Origin of the sequence: Streptomyces sp. NPDC046866 (assembly GCF_040704625.1) — a bacterium.
Classification (GTDB): Bacteria; Actinomycetota; Actinomycetes; order Streptomycetales; family Streptomycetaceae; genus Streptomyces.
This window is the reverse complement of sequence record NZ_JBEYXN010000028.1, coordinates 1-15,634: the sequence shown is the minus strand read 5'-3', so window position 1 is coordinate 15,634 and position 15,634 is coordinate 1. Positions and strand designations below refer to the sequence as shown.

The following is a 15,634-nucleotide window of genomic DNA, read 5'->3' as shown; positions in this document are numbered from 1 at the left end:
CGCTACATCCGCAGCTCCTGGGTACAGCACTTCACGCTGCCGCCGCCCTTGAGCAGCTCGCCCAGGTCCATCGGGATCGGCTCGAAGCCCCGCTCGCGCAGCGGGGCGAACAGCCCGGTCGCGGCCTGCGGGAGCAGGACGTGCCGGCCGTCGCTGACCGCGTTCAGGCCGAGGGCCGCCGCGTCCTCGTCGCCGGCGATCAGCGCGTCGGGGAACAGCCGGCGCAGCACGGCCCGGCTGCCCGGCGAGAACGCGGGCGGGTAGTACATGACCTCGTCGCCGTCGAGGACGCACAGCGCGGTGTCCAGGTGGTAGTACCGCGGGTCCACCAGGTCCAGGCCGATGACCGGGCGGCCGAAGAACTCCTGGGCCTCGTCGTGCGAGAGGGGGCTGGAGCGGAAGCCCCGGCCGGCCAGGATCCAGCTGGCCGTGACGGCGAAGTCGCCCTCGCCCTCGTTGACATGGGACGGCTCGTGGACGTCGCGAAAGCCGTGGGAGCGGAACCACTCGAGGTGGATCTCCGCCTCGGCGGCCCGCTCCGGGTAGGCGAACCGGGCGCCGAGCACCCGGCCGTCGATCACGAGGGCGCCGTTGGCCGCGAAGACCATGTCCGGCAGCCCCGGGTCCGGTACGAGCGTCTCGACGGTGTGGCCGAGGGAGCGGTAGCGGTCCCGGAGGTCTTCCCACTGGGCGTGTGCGAGGGGCAGGTCCACCGGTTTCGTGGGGTCCATCCACGGGTTGATGGAGTACGTGACCTTGAAGTGTGCCGGTGGGCACATCAAGTAGCGCCGGGGTGTGGCGTCTCTGCGCAAAGAAGGCTCCTCACGACTCACGTGACATGTGGAGAGAATCGTCTCTCCTCGCGGGGGACCGCGCAGTGAACTGACCGGGTGGTTTACGGAATGACTCAAAGACAAGACGTGTCGAGTGGCGATTTGTCCGGATGACCAAGAGGAACCGGGGACGCGGCCGCGGAGGGAGGCCGGGCAGCTCCCGCCCGGGGCGGACCTCCGGCCGGCCGTGGAGATGCCGGTCGGGCCGCTCACGTACCGCTGGCCGATGCGGACGGCCCCGCCGACGCACGCGTACGCGGACGCGCTGGTGGACCGGGTGCCGGCGGGGGCCGGGGCTGACGGCGGAGGCGGGGCGGGACAGGAGGTGGCGAAGGTCACCGAAGCCCGACAAGGCGCCAACTCGGCCGCGCAATGCCCTGGTTTAAGCCACTTCATGGCGAATTTCCCGGCGGCGCAACGGTCCTCGCACGCATGTCAGCCCCACCCCCCGGTGGGGGAGAGCGGTCACCCGGGCCGCAGGATGGTGGGACGATGTGAGGGTCTGCCGGGGCCGAGGTCGTTGTGAGGGGATAGATGGGGTCTGAGTCCGGCCGCGTCAAACGCGGCGAGCAGAGCAGGATTTCGCAGTGGCTGCGCCGCCGGTCGAAACCCTCGCCCGAGGACCCCGGACGGGTACGCGAGACCCTCCTGCTGTCCGTCGTCGCCGCGGGCCTCCCGCTCGCCCCCGCCGCCCATCCCGCCGGCTACCGCTGTTCGTGCGACCGCATCGGCTGTCCCACCCCCGCGCGGCACCCGCTCTCCTTCGCCTGGCAGACGCAGTCGACCACCGACCGCGCGCAGATCGAGCGCTGGGCCCGCAACCAGCCCCAGGCCAACTTCGTCACCGCGACCGGCATGGTCCACGACGTGCTCGACGTTCCGTACGAGGCCGGGGTGCGCGCCCTGGAGCGGCTGCTGGCGGCCGGCGTCGAGGTCGGGCCCGTCGCCGAGTCGGGCGGTGCCGGCGACCAGGCGCGCATGCTCTTCTTCACGGCGACGCGGGGCACGCCCGAGGACGAGGACGAGTGGTGGCCGTGCGAGCTGGACTGCCATCCGGAGACGATGGACGAGCATCCGGGGCTGCGGTGGCACTGCCGGGGCAGCTACGTCCTGGTGCCGCCGGCGGCCCTCCCGGGTGACCACGCGGTCACCTGGATCCGCGGCATGGAACACCCGCTCCCGGATCCGCTGACCCTCCTGGAACCCCTGACGGACGCCTGCGCCGCCTACGCCGACGCCGCTCCCCAGACCCCGTCCTCAGTCGCCTGGCCCCTGGGACGCTGACCCGCCCCGCCCGACCCTGCCCTTGCCCGCCCGGCAGCGGGCCACCGCTGCGCGGAGCCGGGGCAACGCCCCGGACCCCGTTCCGGGCGCTTCGCGCCCGGTGCGCTCAAAGGCCGCGCGGGCTGGATTGTGCCGCTGCGCGGCAAATCCAGCCCCGCCGGCGTTTGAGGCGCGGGGGTCCGGGGGCGGAGCCCCCGGTTTCGGGAAGGGGCGGGGTGGGGGAACGGCTCCGCGCAGCGGATCGACGCGCACCCCGCACCCACCGGCACGGCACCGGCAGCGGCAGCGGAACCGGCCCCGCCCGGCCGGCCCCGGGTGCGATCAGTGGATGTGGGTGACCACCACGTCCAGGGACCACGGCTTCGCGGCCTTGGCCGGCGCCTCCCCCTCCACCGTGTAGCCCAGGTCCCGCAGGGCCTCCACCAGCTCCGCCGGCCCCTCCGGCCGCACCCCGGCCACCAGCAGGTCCCGCACCAGCCGCCCCTTCGTCGCCTTGTTGAAGTGGCTCACCACGGACCGCTTCTCCACCCCGTCGACCACCTGCGCGTGCAGCACCCGCACGGTGGCCGTCCTGCCCGCCACCTCCCCCTTCGGCTTCCAGGCGGCCCCGTACGCCGCCGACCGGAGGTCCAGCACCAGCCCGTCACCGGCCGCCTCCGGCATCACCTCGGCCATCGGCCCCCGCCAGTACGCGCCCAGCGCCCCCAGCCCCGGCAGCTTGACGCCCATCGAGCACCGGTAGGAGGGGATCCGGTCCGTCACCCGGACCGCGCCCCACAGCCCGGAGAAGACCAGCAGCGACCGCTCCGCGAGGGCCCTGGCCGGCGCGGGAAGCTCCCCCAGTCCGAGGGCGTCGTACAGCACGCCCGTGTAGATCTCCCCGGCGGGCCGGGCGGCAGCCGTCCGCAGGCCGGCGTTCTTGGCGACCTCCCCGCGCAGCCCCTCGCTCAGCCCGAGCACCTCGCGCGCCTTGAGCTCGTCTCCCGCGCAGAGCTCGACCAGCTCCTCCAGCACGGCCGCCCGCGCCCCGGCGAGCCCCGGCAGCGACAGCGTCTCCGGCTCCAGGGGTGCGCCGGAGCCGCCGGCGGCCTTTCCCTCGGAGGGCGGCAGCAGCACGAGCACGGTGGTTCTCCTTCGGTACGACACGGCGCAGGGGGTGCGGCCCCCGAGCCAGGGTAGACGGCCCGCCGCGCCGTGACCGCCCGCCCGCCCTGGGCTCGAAATCCATGCCACGCCGTCATCTGCACATGACCGGCGCAGACGGGGCTGCCCTGCGGGCCGCGCTGCGCGACCTGCGTACGCAGCTGGGGGTGCCGGGCCAGTTCCCGGCCGCGGTCCTGCCGAGGCCGAGGAGGCCGCACGCAGCCCCCGCCTTCCGGGGCTCGACGCGACCGACCTCCCGCTGTTCACGATCCACCCGCTCGGCTCCCGGGACGTGGACCAGGCCGTGCACCTGAGCAGGCGCACGGCCTGCGGGTACCTACCACGCCCTCGCGGACGTCGCCGCGTCGTCGGCGCCCTGCGCGAGCGGCTGGAGCGGGAGCGCGGCGGCATCTCGCCGAACGTGCCCGAGCAGGAGATCGTCGCGCAGAACGGCTCGTACACCCTGGGACCGGCCCCGGCCGGCCCATGCCTCGTTCCTCCAGGAGTGCACGGCCCTGCCGCGCGGCGCCGGGTACACCGTCTTCACGGGCGGGCGTGCCCCGGATCCGGTCCTGCACGCCGCGGTGGCGGCCCCGTACCGTTCGCCCCGGCCCGAGCGCGTCGGCACGGCCGAATGCGTCGCGCAGCCGGTGGGCCGCCCCGGCGGCGGGGCACCTGCTCCGGCGCTGCGGCCGCACCTCGCCGACGGCACGGGCTCGGTGGGCGGTTCGGCGCGGGGCCCCGTCACGGGGGTGCGGGTCGCCGCAGCGCGGCCACCACGGCGCGCGGGTCGTCCGCGTGGAAGCGGATGGTGCGGGCCTCGGCCCGGGCGCCGAGGGGCCGGGTGAACGGGAGGGGGCGGGTCAGCTCCAGCGTCACGGTGGTCTGGCTGCCGACGATCAGGTCGAGCACCCCGGCCTCGGAGAGCGTGACGAGCCGGCCCTGCGGGTAGCGGCGCTCCACACGGGCCGAGGCCACCGCGTCCGGCGGGACGGTCAGGTCGAACAGCGCCCCGTAGCGCAGCCGCAGCGAGCCGTCCCGGTGCAGGACGTGCGGCCGGGTCACGCAGGCGGCGTGCAGGGCGAGCACGAGCAGCACGCCGTACGCGTCGAGGGCGAGCACCACCCGGTGCACACCCGGCCACGGGATCAGGAAGCCGAGGGCGGCGGTCTCGACCAGGGACACGGACAGCAGCCCGTACAGGAGGGCGGTCTGGGGTCCGATGTACCGGGCGGCGCGGTCGCCCGCGCCCACCCCGTGCGGCGGCCGGCGCAGCACCCACCGGCCCAGGGAGGCGGTGGCCCGCAGCTCGTGCAGCACCAGCCGGCGCACCGCCCGGGGCACCACCGCGCGCACCGCGCCGCGCCAGGCCTCCCCGGGCGGCGCGCCGCGGGCCCGCCCGGCGGCGTACAGCGACCCGAGCACCCACGCCTCCAGCAGCAGCACGCCGGCCAGGACCGCCTCGGTGCCGGCGAGTACCCATCCGGGCGGCCGGACCCCGGCGGCGAGGGCGCACCCGAGGACGGCCTCGGCGGGAACCGCGGCCGCGGCCGCGATCCGCGCGCCCCTCACCCCGCGGCTCACCGCCGCGCCCGCTGCGCGAAGGCCTCCATCACGCGCCGTACGACCTCCGCCTGGGCGGGCGCGTACTCGGCGAGCAGCGCCCGGGCGAAGCCGGGGGCGGCCACCTCTGCCGTGCCGGCCACGGCGTCGAACACCGCGTCCGGGACGGCCGCCACCAGTGCTTCGGCCAGGGCCGGGATGCGGGGATCGTCGACGGGGGCGTCGGCCAGCGCGTCGAGCCGTTCGTACAGCGCGAGCACGGCCGGGTCGGCGACCAGCGGGCCGAGCGCGGCGTACAGCTCGGGGCCGCCCGCGTCGGCCGTGTCGAGCAGGGCCAGGTGTTCCCGGTCGAGCGCGGCGCTGGGCGATCCGCTGTCCGGCGCCTCGGCGAGCAGCGCGGCGAGCGCCGGCGAGACGGGGCCCTGCGCGCCGGGCGGTGAGCCGCGCAGCGCCGCGAGCCGCCGCCTGCGCTCCCGGAGGGCTTCCTCCTGCCGGGCCAGATCGGCGTCGAGCTCCTCCAGCACCTCGGCGAGGTCGCGTCCGGCGTCGTCGGCGAGGACGTCGCGCACCTCTTCGAGGCCGAGCCCGAGCTCGGTGAGCCGGCGGACCCGCGCCAGCAGCACGGCGTCGCGGACGCCATACGTCCGGTAGCCGTTGGGGCGCCGCTCCGGCTCCGGGAGCAGCCCGACGTGGTGGTAGTGCCGGATCGCCCGGGTGGTGACCCCGACGACGGCGGCGATTTCTCCGATCCGCATGCCGCCAGTAGAAACCCTGCCGCTGCGGCAAGGTCAAGCGGCTCGGGCGCAGCCGGTACCATGGTCGGCACGGCAGACGAGTCGGCCGGACGGCCGCGTCGGGATCCCCGGATCCCGCCGAGGAACGTCCGGGCTCCACAGGGCAGGGTGGTGGGTAACGCCCACCCGGGGTGACCCGCGGGACAGTGCCACAGAAAACAGACCGCCGGAGGCTTCGGCCCCCGGTAAGGGTGAAACGGTGGTGTAAGAGACCACCAGCGCCTGGGGTGACCCAGGCGGCTAGGTAAACCCCACTCGGAGCAAGGTCAAAAGGGGTCGGCAGTCTTCGGACGGCCCGGCCCTGCGCGAACGTTCGAGGGCTGCCCGCCCGAGTTCGCGGGTAGACCGCACGAGGCCGGCGGCAACGTCGGCCCTAGATGGATGGCCGTCTCCCCGGGGACCGCGAGGTCCCCGGGTGACAGAACCCGGCGTACAGGCCGGCTCGTCTGCCCCTTCCCCACTTCCCCCTTTCCGGCGCCGCTCCGGCACGCCGGGCCGCCCGAGCGTCCCGCAGCGCCCGCGCCCTCCCGCGCTGCGCGGGGTCAGCGCAGGTGGGACGTGTCGTTCAGGAGGCGGAGGGAGGCGTTGCCGTCGGCGTAGTACGCCACCGCCGACAGGGAGGCCGCGGAGAGCTCCATGCGGAACAGGGATTCCGGCGGGGCGCCCAGGGCCAGGCGTACGAGGATCTTGACCGGGGTCACGTGGGTGACCAGCAGGACCGTGCGGCCCGCGTGGGCGGCCAGGAGCCGGTCCCGGGTCGCGGAGATCCGGCGGGTGGCCGCGGCGAAGCTCTCGCCGCCGCCCGTGGGGGCCGCCTTCGGGGAGTCGAGCCACGCCTGGAGGTCGGCGGGGAAGCGCTCCCGCACCTCGGCGAAGGTCAGGCCCTCCCAGGCGCCGAAGTCGACCTCGCGCAGGCCCTGTTCGACCGTCACCTCCAGGCCGAGGCGGTCCGCCACGGCCTGCGCGGTCTCGCGGCAGCGCCGCAGGGGGGAGCTGATGACGGTCTGGATGGTGCCGCGGGCGGCCAGGGTCTCGGCGACCGCGAAGGCCTGGCGGCGTCCCGCCGGGGAGAGTTCGGGGTCGCTGCCGCCGCTGCCGGAGAACCGCTTCTGCGGGGTGAGGGCCGTCTCGCCGTGGCGCAGGAGGACGAAGGTGGCCGGGGGGCCCATGTCGGGGCCCCAGCCCTGGCCCTTCCCTTGGCCCTGGCCCTGGCTCTGGCTCTGGCTCTGGCTCTGGCTCTGGCCCTGGCCGGCCTCGGGGGTCGCGGCCTCGGCCTGTGCCGGTACGGACGCCGTCGCGGCCAGCGCCGCGCGGACCGCTGCCGCCCCGGCCGCGGCGTCGCCGGGGGTGCCGGGCGGCGGCGGGGTCGCGAGGGCGCGTGCCGCCGAGGTGTCCAGCGCGGCCGTGGAGGCGGAGGGCTCCCACTGCCGGCCCTGCCGTCCGGCGTCCATCGCCTCGTTGGCGAGCCGGTCCGCGTGCCGGTTCTGCTCGCGCGGGATCCACGCGTACGTCACCTGCGAGCGGGGCAGGACCGTCGCCGCCTCCGCGGCGAGCGGCTTCATGTCCGGGTGCTTGATCTTCCAGCGGCCCGACATCTGCTCCACGACGAGCTTGGAGTCCATGCGGACCTCGACCACCGCGTCGGGCGACAGCTCGCGGGCCGCCTTCAGGCCCGCGATCAGGCCCTTGTACTCGGCCACGTTGTTCGTCGCGACGCCGATGTACTCGGCGCGCTCCGCCAGGGTCTCCCCCGTCACCGGGTCGAGGACGACCGCGCCGTAGCCCGCGGGCCCCGGGTTGCCCCGGGAGCCCCCGTCCGCCTCGACCACCAGACGCATCAGATGCCCGACTCCGCCGTACGGACCAGGATCCGGCCGCAGTTGTCGTGGCGGACCACCTGGTCGGCGGCCGCGGCCTTGATCTCGTTGACCTCCGCCATGTCGAGCTCCAGGCGGCAGCCCTCGCAGCGGCGCTGGTACAGGCGGGCCGCGCCGACGCCGCCCTGCTTCAGGCGGATCTTCTCGTACAGCGCCATCAGGTCGGCCGGCATGGAGGCGACGATGACCTCGCGGTCCTTGGTGACCCTGGCCGTCTCGGCGTCGAGCTCGCCGGCGGCCGCGTCGCGGCGGGCGGTGGCGTCGGCCAGCTTGGCCTCCAGCGCCGAGACGCGCTCGGTGATCTCGGTGACCCGCGCCTGCGCGGCCTCCAGACGCTCCATCACCTCGAGGACGACGTCCTCCAGGTCGGCCTGGCGCTTGGCGAGGGAGACGACCTCGCTCTGCAGGTTGGCCAGGTCGCGGGCGGAGATGCCGACGCCGGAGTCCAGGCGCTGCTGGTCGCGGGCCGCGCGCTGGCGGACCTGGTCGACGTCCTGCTCCGCCTTGGTCTGCTCACGGGCGGCGTCGCTCGCCTGCGTCTGGGCCGCCACGAGCAGGTCGCGCTGCTGACTCAGGTCCTTGGTCAGGGAGTCGACCTCGGCGTGCTCGGGCAGCGACGAGCGCTTGTGGGCGAGCTGGGACAGCCGCACGTCCAGGGCCTGGACGTCGAGGAGTCGGATCTGGTCGGCGGGCTCGGCGTTCAGTTGGGGGCTCCAGAGGTAGAAGGGGCGGTGGCGGACGGCGCGTGCACCGTCCAGGGGTCGGTGACCGTGCGCGAGACATGGGTGCGCAGACCCCAGCCGTGGCGCTCGGATACGGCGTCGAGCTGGGCCGCGGCCTGCTCGCACCAGGGCCACTCGGTGGCCCAGTGGGCGGCGTCGACGAGGGCGAGCGAGCTCTGCTCGCGGGCCTCGGACACCGGGTGGTGGCGCAGGTCGGCGGTCAGGAAGGCGTCCACGCCCGAGGCCCTGACCTGCGCGAAGAGGCTGTCGCCGGAGCCGCCGCTGACGGCGACGGTGCGGACGGTCCGCTCGGGGTCGCCGGCGACGCGGATGCCCTGCGCGGTGCGCGGCAGCCGGGCGGCGGCGCGGGCGGCGAACTCGCGCAGCGTCTCGGGGTGGTCGAGCTCGCAGATCCGGCCGAGGCCGCGGCGGCCCTCGGGGTCGGTCGGGTCCGGCACGAGCGGGCCCGTGATGCGCAGGTCGAGGGCGCCGGCGAGGGCGTCGGAGACGCCGGGGTCGGCGGTGTCGGCGTTGGTGTGGGCGACGTGCAGCGCGATGTCGTTCTTGATCAGCGTGTGCACGACGCGGCCCTTGAAGGTGCCGGCCGAGACGGTGGTGGTGCCCCGCAGGTAGAGGGGGTGGTGGGTGACGAGCAGGTCGGCGCCCAGCTTCACGGCCTCGTCGGCGACCTCCTGTACGGGGTCGACCGCGAACAGGACCCGGGAGACCTCGGCCTCGGGGTCGCCGCAGACGGTTCCGACCGCGTCCCACTCCTCGGCCCGCGAGGGGGGCCAGAGAGCGTCCAGCGCGGCGATGACTTCAGAGAGACGTGGCACAGGCCAAGGCTACCGTCCGTACGGGAGCGCGAGGGTCCGCGCACGCCCGGTACCGCGCAGCACAACCGTCCCCTCCCTCACAGGCGAACCGCCGGGCGGCCACCCGTATGTGTGAAGCGGCGGGGGTGGTGTTGTTCGGCAGGAAGTGCGAAAACTAGCTTCCTCACCGGAGGTGACGCACGGATGACTGTCTGTGCCATCGAGATCACGACGGCTGCCCCGTTCACCATCGCCGCGGACGGCTCGTACGCCGCCCGCCTCGCCGGGAACGGCGAGGCGCGGTACCCGGAGCGCTGGACACTGGCCGGCCCGGAGCCGTACGCGGTGCCGCTGCCGCTGGCTCAGCCCGAGGAGGCCGACAGCGAGGTGCTGGCCCTGGCCGACGGGCGGGTCCTGATCCACCGGCGGGTCGCGGAGCGGCACGCCTTCGCGCTGCTGTACCCGACCGGCGGCGCCGCGGCCGGCCCGCGCACCGGCGAGCTCCCGCTCGGCTCGGTGGAGCCGGACGGCGAGGGCGTACGGGTGTCCCTGCTGCCCCCGTCGCCGGAAGGGTACGGCGCCTTCGCCCTGGCCGCCGGCGACGCCGAGACCACCGTCTGGCAGGTGGCCGGCGGTCCCTTCGCACAGGTGGCCCGCATCCCGGGCCGCTGCTCCGGCGGGGTCTGGCTGGACCGCGGAGGTCGGATGCTGGCCCTGGACCGGGAGCTGGAGGGCACGGTCAAGGCGGTAGCGGTGGACCTCGGCCGCGGCGGCGAGGTCTCGCCGCTGCTTCAGATCACGGACGGCAGCGACGACCGGCTGCTGCTGGCCGACCGCGACAGCGGGCTGCTGCTGATCCGCTCGGACGCCCCGGGAGAGCCGCGCCTGGGCTGGGGGGTGCTGGGCAGCACCCGGCCGGTCCGCTTCCCGGAGTGCCTGCGCGGCGAGGCCGCCGTCCCGTTCGCCGTCCAGCCGGGCCAGGCCCTGATGCCGGAGAGCTGTGCGGTCGCGCTCCGGCTGGAGGACGGCGGCATCGGGCTGTGGCGCCCCGCCGACCGGCACGTGTTCCGCCTCGGCGCGCCCGCCGGCTGGCACGGCACCGGGCTGTGGAGCGCACAGGGCCGGCTGCGGCTGCCCTACTCCACCCCCGAGACGCCCTGCGGGATCGCCGCCCTGACCATGCCGGCGGCCCCGCCGCCCCCGGTCCGCGTCGACCCGCCGGCCTCCGCGCCCCGGCCGGTTCCCCTCCAGCAGGCCCCGCTCCACCGGGCCGGGTGCGGCTGAGACCGACCCCGCGGCCCTGCGCGCGCCGCCTCCAGGGCCGCGGGTGCGGGAGAGCCGCGGGGCCGCCCGCCGCGGCGGCTAGGTGTATTGACCCGCAGCGTTGTCAACGCTGCGGGTCAATACACCTAGTCGTGCTTGAGCCCGAGGACCTCCGCCGCGGCGAACGTCTCGTTCGCCGGGCGGGAGGCGTAGTGCGGGGCGAGGAGCCCGTCCAGTTCCTCGTAGGAGAAGGCCTCCTTGGCGGTGTCGAACTTCGCCGCCACCTTCGGCCGGTCCATCACCACCACGATTCCGCCGTGCACGACGAACAGCTGGCCGTTGGCCCGCGCCGAGGCCGGCGAGGCCAGCCAGCCGACCAGCGGCGCAACGTGCTCGCAGGCCAGCGGGTCGAGCTTGCCCTCCTCCGGCACCTGGAACCCGGCGAAGACGTCCTCCGTCATCCGGGTGCGGGCCCGCGGGCATATGGCGTTGGCCGTCACCCCGTACTTGGCGAGGGCCAGCGCGGTCGAGGTCGTCAGGCCCACGATGCCGCCCTTGGCCGCCGCGTAGTTCGGCTGGCCGGCCGAGCCCGCGAGGAAGGCCTCGGAGGAAGTGTTGACGATCCGGCCGTAGACCGGCCCGCCCGCCGCCTTCGAGCGCTCGCGCCAGTGCGCGGAGGCGAAGTGCGTGGTGTTGAAGTGGCCCTTGAGGTGGACCCGGATCACCGAGTCCCATTCCTCCTCGGACATCGAGAACACCATCCGGTCGCGCAGGATGCCCGCGTTGTTGACCAGGATGTCGAGCTTGCCGAACCGGTCCACCGCCAGCTCGACCAGCTCGCGCGCCTGCTCGAAGTCGGCCACGTCCCCGAGGTGGGCCACTGCCCGGCCGCCCGCCGCACGGATCTGCGCGGCGACCTCCTCGGCGGGGGCGGCCGAGGCCTCCCCGGAGCCGTCGCGGCCGGGCTGGCCGAAGTCGTTGACGACCACGCTCGCGCCGAGCCGGGCCAGCTCGACCGCCTCGGCCCGGCCGAGGCCGCGGCCGGCGCCGGTGACGACGGCGGACAGTCCCTCAAGCGGTAGCGACATGTGCGCGGTTCCTCTCAGATCTCGATGCAGGTGCGCAGGGCCACGCCCGTGCGCATCTGGTCCAGGGCGTCGTTGATCTCACCGAGCCTGACCCGGTGGGTGATCAGGCCCGCCAGGTCCACGCGGCCGGCCCGCCACAGCGCGATGGTGCGCTCGTAGGACCGCAGGACGTCGCCGCCCCCGTACATCGACGGGAGGATCTTCTTCTCGTCGAAGAACAGGGAGAACATGTTGACCGAGTAGGCGTCGTCGAGGGCGCCGGCCCCGACCACGACGACCGAGCCGCCGCGCCGGGTGGCGTCGTACGCGGTCTTCGTGGTGGCGGACTTGCCGACGACCTCGAAGACGTAGTCGAAGCCCTCGCCCGCGGTGATCCGGTTCTTGGCGTCACCGAGCTCCTCCGGCGCGACCGCCTCCGTCGCCCCGAACCGCAGGGCCGCCTCGCGCCGCGAGGCCACGGGGTCCACGGCGACGATCTGCGCCGCGCCCTGCACCTTGGCGCCCTGCACGACGGAGATGCCGACACCGCCGCAGCCGATGACCGCAACCGAGGAGCCGGCCTCCACCTTCGCGGTGTTGATGGCCGCACCGAGCCCGGTGGTGACCCCGCAGCCGATGAGCGCGGCGATGTCGTACGGCAGGTCGTCCGGGATCTTCACGGCGCACGCGGCGGGCACGACCATCTCCTCGGCGAAGGTGCCGGTGCCGGCGAAGCCGAAGACCTCCCCGCCTCCCGCGCGCCGGAAGTTCGGGACGGCGACGTTGCCGAACGACTCCAGGCACAGGTGGCCCTGGCCCCGCTTGCAGGCCGGGCAGTGTCCGCACGGCGGCAGCCAGCAGACCAGGACGCGGTCGCCGATCGCATGGCCGGTCACCCCGTCGCCGACGTCGACCACCTCGCCCGCGCCCTCGTGGCCGGGGATGAAGGGCGCGGGCTGCGGCAGCACGCCGCTCATCGCGGAGAGGTCGGAGTGGCACAGGCCGGTGGCCTTGATGCGGATCCGGACCTTGCCGGGACCGAAGCCCGCGGCCTCCATGTCGTCGACGACCTCGAGCTTGTCCTGGCCTATCTCGCTCTGCAGCGCTGCGCGCACGGTGCGGCTCCTGGGGTCGGTGGGGCTGGGGTGTCCTGTCCTTACGCGTGCTCGACGACGGTGTCGGCGAGGACCGGCGCGTCGTCCCGTTCGACCGCGCTCACCGCGACCTGGACGCGGCCGGGCTCCTGCCACATCCGGATCCGCAGCGTCTCCCCGGGGAAGACGATCCCGGCGAAGCGCGTGCGGTAGGAGCGGACCCGGGACACGTCCCCGCCGAGCAGGGTGTCGACGACGGTCTTGAGGGTCATCCCGTACGAGCACAGGCCGTGCAGGATCGGCCGGTCGAAGCCGGCTAGCTTGGCGAACTCGGGGTCCGCGTGCAGGGGGTTCCAGTCGCCCGAGAGCCGGTACAGCAGCGCCTGCTCTTCCCTGATCAGCCGCTCCTCGGTCCGGTCGGGCTCCCGCCCGGGCAGCTCCATCCGCTCCGACGGCCCGCGCTCCCCGCCGAAGCCGCCCTCGCCGCGGACGAAGATCTGCGCGTCGGAGGTCCACAGCGGCCCCTCGGCGTCGGCGACCTCGGAGCGCAGCACGATGACGGCGGCCTTGCCCTTGTCGTAGACGGCGGCGACCTTGGAGCGGGAGGTGGCGCTGCCCTTCACCGGGATGGGGCGGTGCAGCTCGATGGAGTGCCCGCCGTGCAGCACGGCGGCCAGGTTGACCTCGATCCCCGGCGCCCCGAGTCCGCCCAGCATGGCCATCCCGGCGCCGGCGACGGTCGCGAAGCTGGGCAGGACGTGCAGCTTGGATTCGAGGGTGTAGCGCAGTTCGTCCGGGTCGGTGGCGGGGCGTCCGGCCCCCAGTCCCAGGTGGTAGAGCTGGATGTCCTTGTGGTCCCACGCGATCTCGCTGCGGCGGGGTTCGGCGGCCAGGGCCTTGGCGGCATCGATCGGCATGAAGATGCTGCTCCTTGTTCCTTTTGGAAGACCCCGGCGCGGCCGTCCGCACCGTCGGCCGCACCGGGGTCGTATGCGGACCGGCTCCACGCGTTCTAGAACGCGTTCTATCTGTTCCGGTGAGGGAAATGTATAACGCACCCCTGTGGAGTTGTGAAGACTCCTGACGTCGTGTCAGAAGTGGTGGCCGGGACCCGCCGCCCCTACCCTGGCGGGGTGGACGAAATGCCCCGGGACCACCCTCCCGCCAAGTCCCTCCGGGTCCTCATCAGCCCGCCCGACCCGGCCCTCGCCGTCCTGCTCGGCCTCCAGCCCGACATCGAGGTCGTCCACTCCCTGTACTCCCGGCCCCAGGTCGCCCTGGCCGACTCCGTGGAAGCCGCGGCCGCGCTGCTCGCGGAGGATCCCGACTGCCGGGCCCTGGTGATGACGGGCTCGGCCCACCCCGGCCTGCTCCAGGCCGCTCTCGCCGCCGGCGCGGCGGGCCTGGTCCTGCGCGACGTCCCGGTCGAGGACCTGGCCCGCTCCCTGCGCGACGCCTCCATGGGCGAGACCGTCATCGACCCGGTGCTCCGCCCGTAACCCGGCCCGGGCGGCGCCCTCAAAACGGGGACGTCACCCACTTGCGCTGACACCGCAGCACCACCGCCTGCCGCTGCCGCAGCGGCAGCGCCGCCAGTCCGCGCATCAGGGCCGCGCGGTCATCCGCCTGGGCGATCCGGTCGCCCTTCTCCGGCCGGTCGGCCAACGGGGCCGACGGCCCGTCCACGCCCGGGGGCGCCAGATCCTCCTTGAGGCGCCGGCGGAACCGCCGGGCATAGGTATTGGCCAGCACCCGCCGCACGTACGCATCCGGATCATCCGCCTGGCTCACCTTCCGCCAGGACGCGTACACCTTCTCCAGCGACGCCTGGAGCAGGTCCTCCGCCGCGTACGGCTCGCCCGTCAGCAGATACGCCGTCCGCATCAGCCGCGGCCACCTGCTGGTCGTGAAGCCCTGGAACTCCTCGTCCAGGGCCTGCTTCGGTCCCCCATCACACACCTCCTACCTCTTCGGAGTCCACGAGCCTCCCGAACCGTTGCCCCGCCACGAACACCGAACACCGAACACCCCAGGCCGAACGGCCCCACACCCGAACGCCCCACGCCGCGCGGCCCGCCCCCGGCCGAAGCCGGGAGCGGGCCGCGCGGACCGGAAACCCGGACGAGGCCTACGGCCGCCGCAGCACGGTCACCACGGCGGCCCCGCCCAGCCCGATGTTGTGGGCCAGGCCGACCCGCGCCCCCGCCACCTGCCGGGCCCCGGCCTCTCCCCGCAGCTGCCAGACCAGCTCGGCCGCCTGCGCCAGGCCAGTCGCACCGAGCGGGTGCCCCTTGGAGATCAGCCCGCCGGACGGATTGACCACCCAGCGCCCGCCGTACGTCGTCGCCCCCGACTCCACGAGCTTCCCCGACGCCCCGTCCTCGCACATCCCGAGCGCCTCGTACGTCAGCAGCTCGTTGATGGAGAAGCAGTCGTGCACCTCCAGCACGTCCACGTCCTCGATGCCTAGCCCGGAGCGCTCGTACACCTGCCGGGCCGCCGCCGCGGTCATCGGCTTGCCCACCACGTCGATGCAGGAGCCGGAGGAGAACGAGGCCTGCGTGTCGGTGGCCATCGCCTGGGCGGCGATCTCCACCGCCTTCGCGTGCAGGCCGTGCCGGACGAGGAACCGCTCCGAGACCACCACCGCCGCCGCGGCCCCGTCCGAGGTGGGCGAGCACTGCAGCTTGGTCAGCGGCCGGTGGATCTCCTTCGCCGCGAGGACCTCCTCCACCGTGTACACGTCCCGGAACTGGGCGTGGGGGTTGTCCGCCGAATGCCGGTGGTTCTTCGCCCCGACCGCCGCGAGCTGCGCCGCGGTGGTCCCGTACCGCTCCATGTGCTCGCGGGCGGCGTTGCCGAAGATCTGGGCGGTCGGCGGCGACATCTCGAAGCCGTGCCGGGCGGCCATGATCCCGTAGTGGCGGGCCACGGGCGAGGTCTTGAAGTCGCCGCCGTCGGCCCCGCCGCCCAGGGCGCCCTTCTTCATCTTCTCGAAGCCCAGCGCCAGTACGCAGTCGGCGAGGCCGCCCGCCACGAGCTGCCGGGCCATCATCAGCGCCGTCGACCCGGTCGCGCAGTTGTTGTTCACGTTGTAGACGGGTATGCCGGTCAGCCCCAGCTCGTACGCCGCCCGCTGGCCGGCGGTGGAGGCCTGGAAGCAGTACCCCGCCGGAACG

The 15,634-nt window shown here is 74.5% G+C and carries 15 protein-coding genes, 1 other RNA gene and 2 pseudogenes; 6 read left to right on the top strand and 12 right to left on the bottom strand.

Annotation, left to right across the window (positions count from 1 at the left end):
• Positions 1-2: 2 nt before the first annotated feature.
• The gene (gene ddaH / locus AB0953_RS30000; protein WP_366862708.1) at positions 3-833 is read right to left on the bottom strand and encodes a dimethylargininase; all 831 of its coding nucleotides are present in this window, start codon (positions 831-833) and stop codon (positions 3-5) included.
• A 94-nt stretch (positions 834-927) separates the two neighbouring features.
• On the opposite strand from ddaH, the gene AB0953_RS29995 reads away from it, so the two are divergent.
• Together AB0953_RS29995 and AB0953_RS29990 are read left to right on the top strand one after the other, a co-directional pair.
• Complete coding sequence (locus tag AB0953_RS29995) at positions 928-1,359, top strand: TetR-like C-terminal domain-containing protein (protein ID WP_366862707.1); 432 nt, start codon at positions 928-930, stop codon at positions 1,357-1,359.
• Positions 1,360-1,367: 8 nt separating this feature from the next.
• Entirely contained in the window at positions 1,368-2,117 is a 750-nt protein-coding gene (locus AB0953_RS29990) for a bifunctional DNA primase/polymerase (protein ID WP_366862706.1), read from the top strand.
• Positions 2,118-2,438: 321 nt separating this feature from the next.
• Here the strand turns inward: AB0953_RS29990 and yaaA are convergent, their stop codons facing one another.
• Positions 2,439-3,239, bottom strand: a complete 801-nt coding sequence (gene yaaA, locus AB0953_RS29985; protein ID WP_366862705.1) for a peroxide stress protein YaaA — start codon at positions 3,237-3,239, stop codon at positions 2,439-2,441.
• A 104-nt stretch (positions 3,240-3,343) separates the two neighbouring features.
• Here yaaA and AB0953_RS29980 point away from each other — a divergent pair.
• Positions 3,344-3,859: pseudogene (locus AB0953_RS29980) on the top strand (hypothetical protein); the annotation flags it as partial.
• Between the two features lie 145 nt (positions 3,860-4,004).
• Here AB0953_RS29980 and AB0953_RS29975 read toward each other — a convergent pair.
• Positions 4,005-4,832: a hypothetical protein gene (locus AB0953_RS29975; protein WP_366862704.1), complete on the bottom strand. Its 828-nt coding sequence runs from the start codon at positions 4,830-4,832 to the stop codon at positions 4,005-4,007.
• 8 nt (positions 4,833-4,840) lie between these two features.
• Positions 4,841-5,578 carry a MerR family transcriptional regulator gene (locus AB0953_RS29970; protein WP_366862703.1) on the bottom strand — a complete coding sequence of 246 codons (738 nt, stop codon included), beginning with the start codon at positions 5,576-5,578 and terminating at the stop codon, positions 4,841-4,843.
• A gap of 77 nt (positions 5,579-5,655) precedes the next feature.
• Here AB0953_RS29970 and rnpB point away from each other — a divergent pair.
• Positions 5,656-6,066, top strand: an RNA gene (rnpB, locus tag AB0953_RS29965) — RNase P RNA component class A.
• A gap of 93 nt (positions 6,067-6,159) precedes the next feature.
• On the opposite strand, the gene AB0953_RS29960 is transcribed toward rnpB, so the two are convergent.
• The 3 genes from AB0953_RS29960 to AB0953_RS29950 are packed head-to-tail and all read right to left on the bottom strand — an operon-like array spanning position 6,160 to position 9,052.
• Positions 6,160-7,455, bottom strand: a complete 1,296-nt coding sequence (locus AB0953_RS29960; protein ID WP_366862702.1) for a bifunctional RNase H/acid phosphatase — start codon at positions 7,453-7,455, stop codon at positions 6,160-6,162.
• Positions 7,455-8,198 carry a C4-type zinc ribbon domain-containing protein gene (locus AB0953_RS29955; RefSeq protein WP_366862777.1) on the bottom strand — a complete coding sequence of 248 codons (744 nt, stop codon included), beginning with the start codon at positions 8,196-8,198 and terminating at the stop codon, positions 7,455-7,457. The genes AB0953_RS29960 and AB0953_RS29955 overlap by 1 nt, the downstream gene beginning before the upstream one ends.
• Positions 8,195-9,052, bottom strand: a complete 858-nt coding sequence (locus AB0953_RS29950; protein WP_366862701.1) for a Nif3-like dinuclear metal center hexameric protein — start codon at positions 9,050-9,052, stop codon at positions 8,195-8,197. The genes AB0953_RS29955 and AB0953_RS29950 overlap by 4 nt, the downstream gene beginning before the upstream one ends.
• Before the next feature lie 183 nt (positions 9,053-9,235).
• Here AB0953_RS29950 and AB0953_RS29945 point away from each other — a divergent pair, with 183 nt between their 5' ends.
• Positions 9,236-10,315 (top strand): hypothetical protein, encoded by a 1,080-nt coding sequence (locus AB0953_RS29945; RefSeq protein WP_366862700.1) that lies wholly within the window; start codon positions 9,236-9,238, stop codon positions 10,313-10,315.
• 125 nt (positions 10,316-10,440) lie between these two features.
• Here AB0953_RS29945 and AB0953_RS29940 read toward each other — a convergent pair whose 3' ends face one another.
• Genes AB0953_RS29940 through AB0953_RS29930 form a run of 3 tightly spaced genes read right to left on the bottom strand, consistent with a single transcriptional unit; the run spans position 10,441 to position 13,372 of the window.
• Entirely contained in the window at positions 10,441-11,382 is a 942-nt protein-coding gene (locus AB0953_RS29940; protein WP_366862699.1) for a 3-oxoacyl-ACP reductase, read from the bottom strand.
• A 14-nt stretch (positions 11,383-11,396) separates the two neighbouring features.
• The gene (locus AB0953_RS29935; RefSeq protein WP_366862698.1) at positions 11,397-12,476 is read right to left on the bottom strand and encodes a Zn-dependent alcohol dehydrogenase; all 1,080 of its coding nucleotides are present in this window, start codon (positions 12,474-12,476) and stop codon (positions 11,397-11,399) included.
• A 41-nt stretch (positions 12,477-12,517) separates the two neighbouring features.
• Positions 12,518-13,372 (bottom strand): MaoC/PaaZ C-terminal domain-containing protein, encoded by an 855-nt coding sequence (locus AB0953_RS29930; RefSeq protein WP_366862697.1) that lies wholly within the window; start codon positions 13,370-13,372, stop codon positions 12,518-12,520.
• A 225-nt stretch (positions 13,373-13,597) separates the two neighbouring features.
• Between AB0953_RS29930 and AB0953_RS29925 the strand changes: the two genes are divergently transcribed.
• The gene (locus AB0953_RS29925; RefSeq protein WP_366862776.1) at positions 13,598-13,954 is read left to right on the top strand and encodes a DNA-binding response regulator; all 357 of its coding nucleotides are present in this window, start codon (positions 13,598-13,600) and stop codon (positions 13,952-13,954) included.
• A 52-nt stretch (positions 13,955-14,006) separates the two neighbouring features.
• Here the strand turns inward: AB0953_RS29925 and AB0953_RS29920 are convergent.
• Positions 14,007-14,414, bottom strand: a pseudogene (locus AB0953_RS29920) (sigma factor); the annotation flags it as partial.
• Positions 14,415-14,583: 169 nt separating this feature from the next.
• Positions 14,584-15,634, bottom strand: a 1,051-nt coding sequence (locus AB0953_RS29915; RefSeq protein WP_366862696.1) for a beta-ketoacyl synthase N-terminal-like domain-containing protein, incomplete at its 5' end; no start/stop codon positions are given.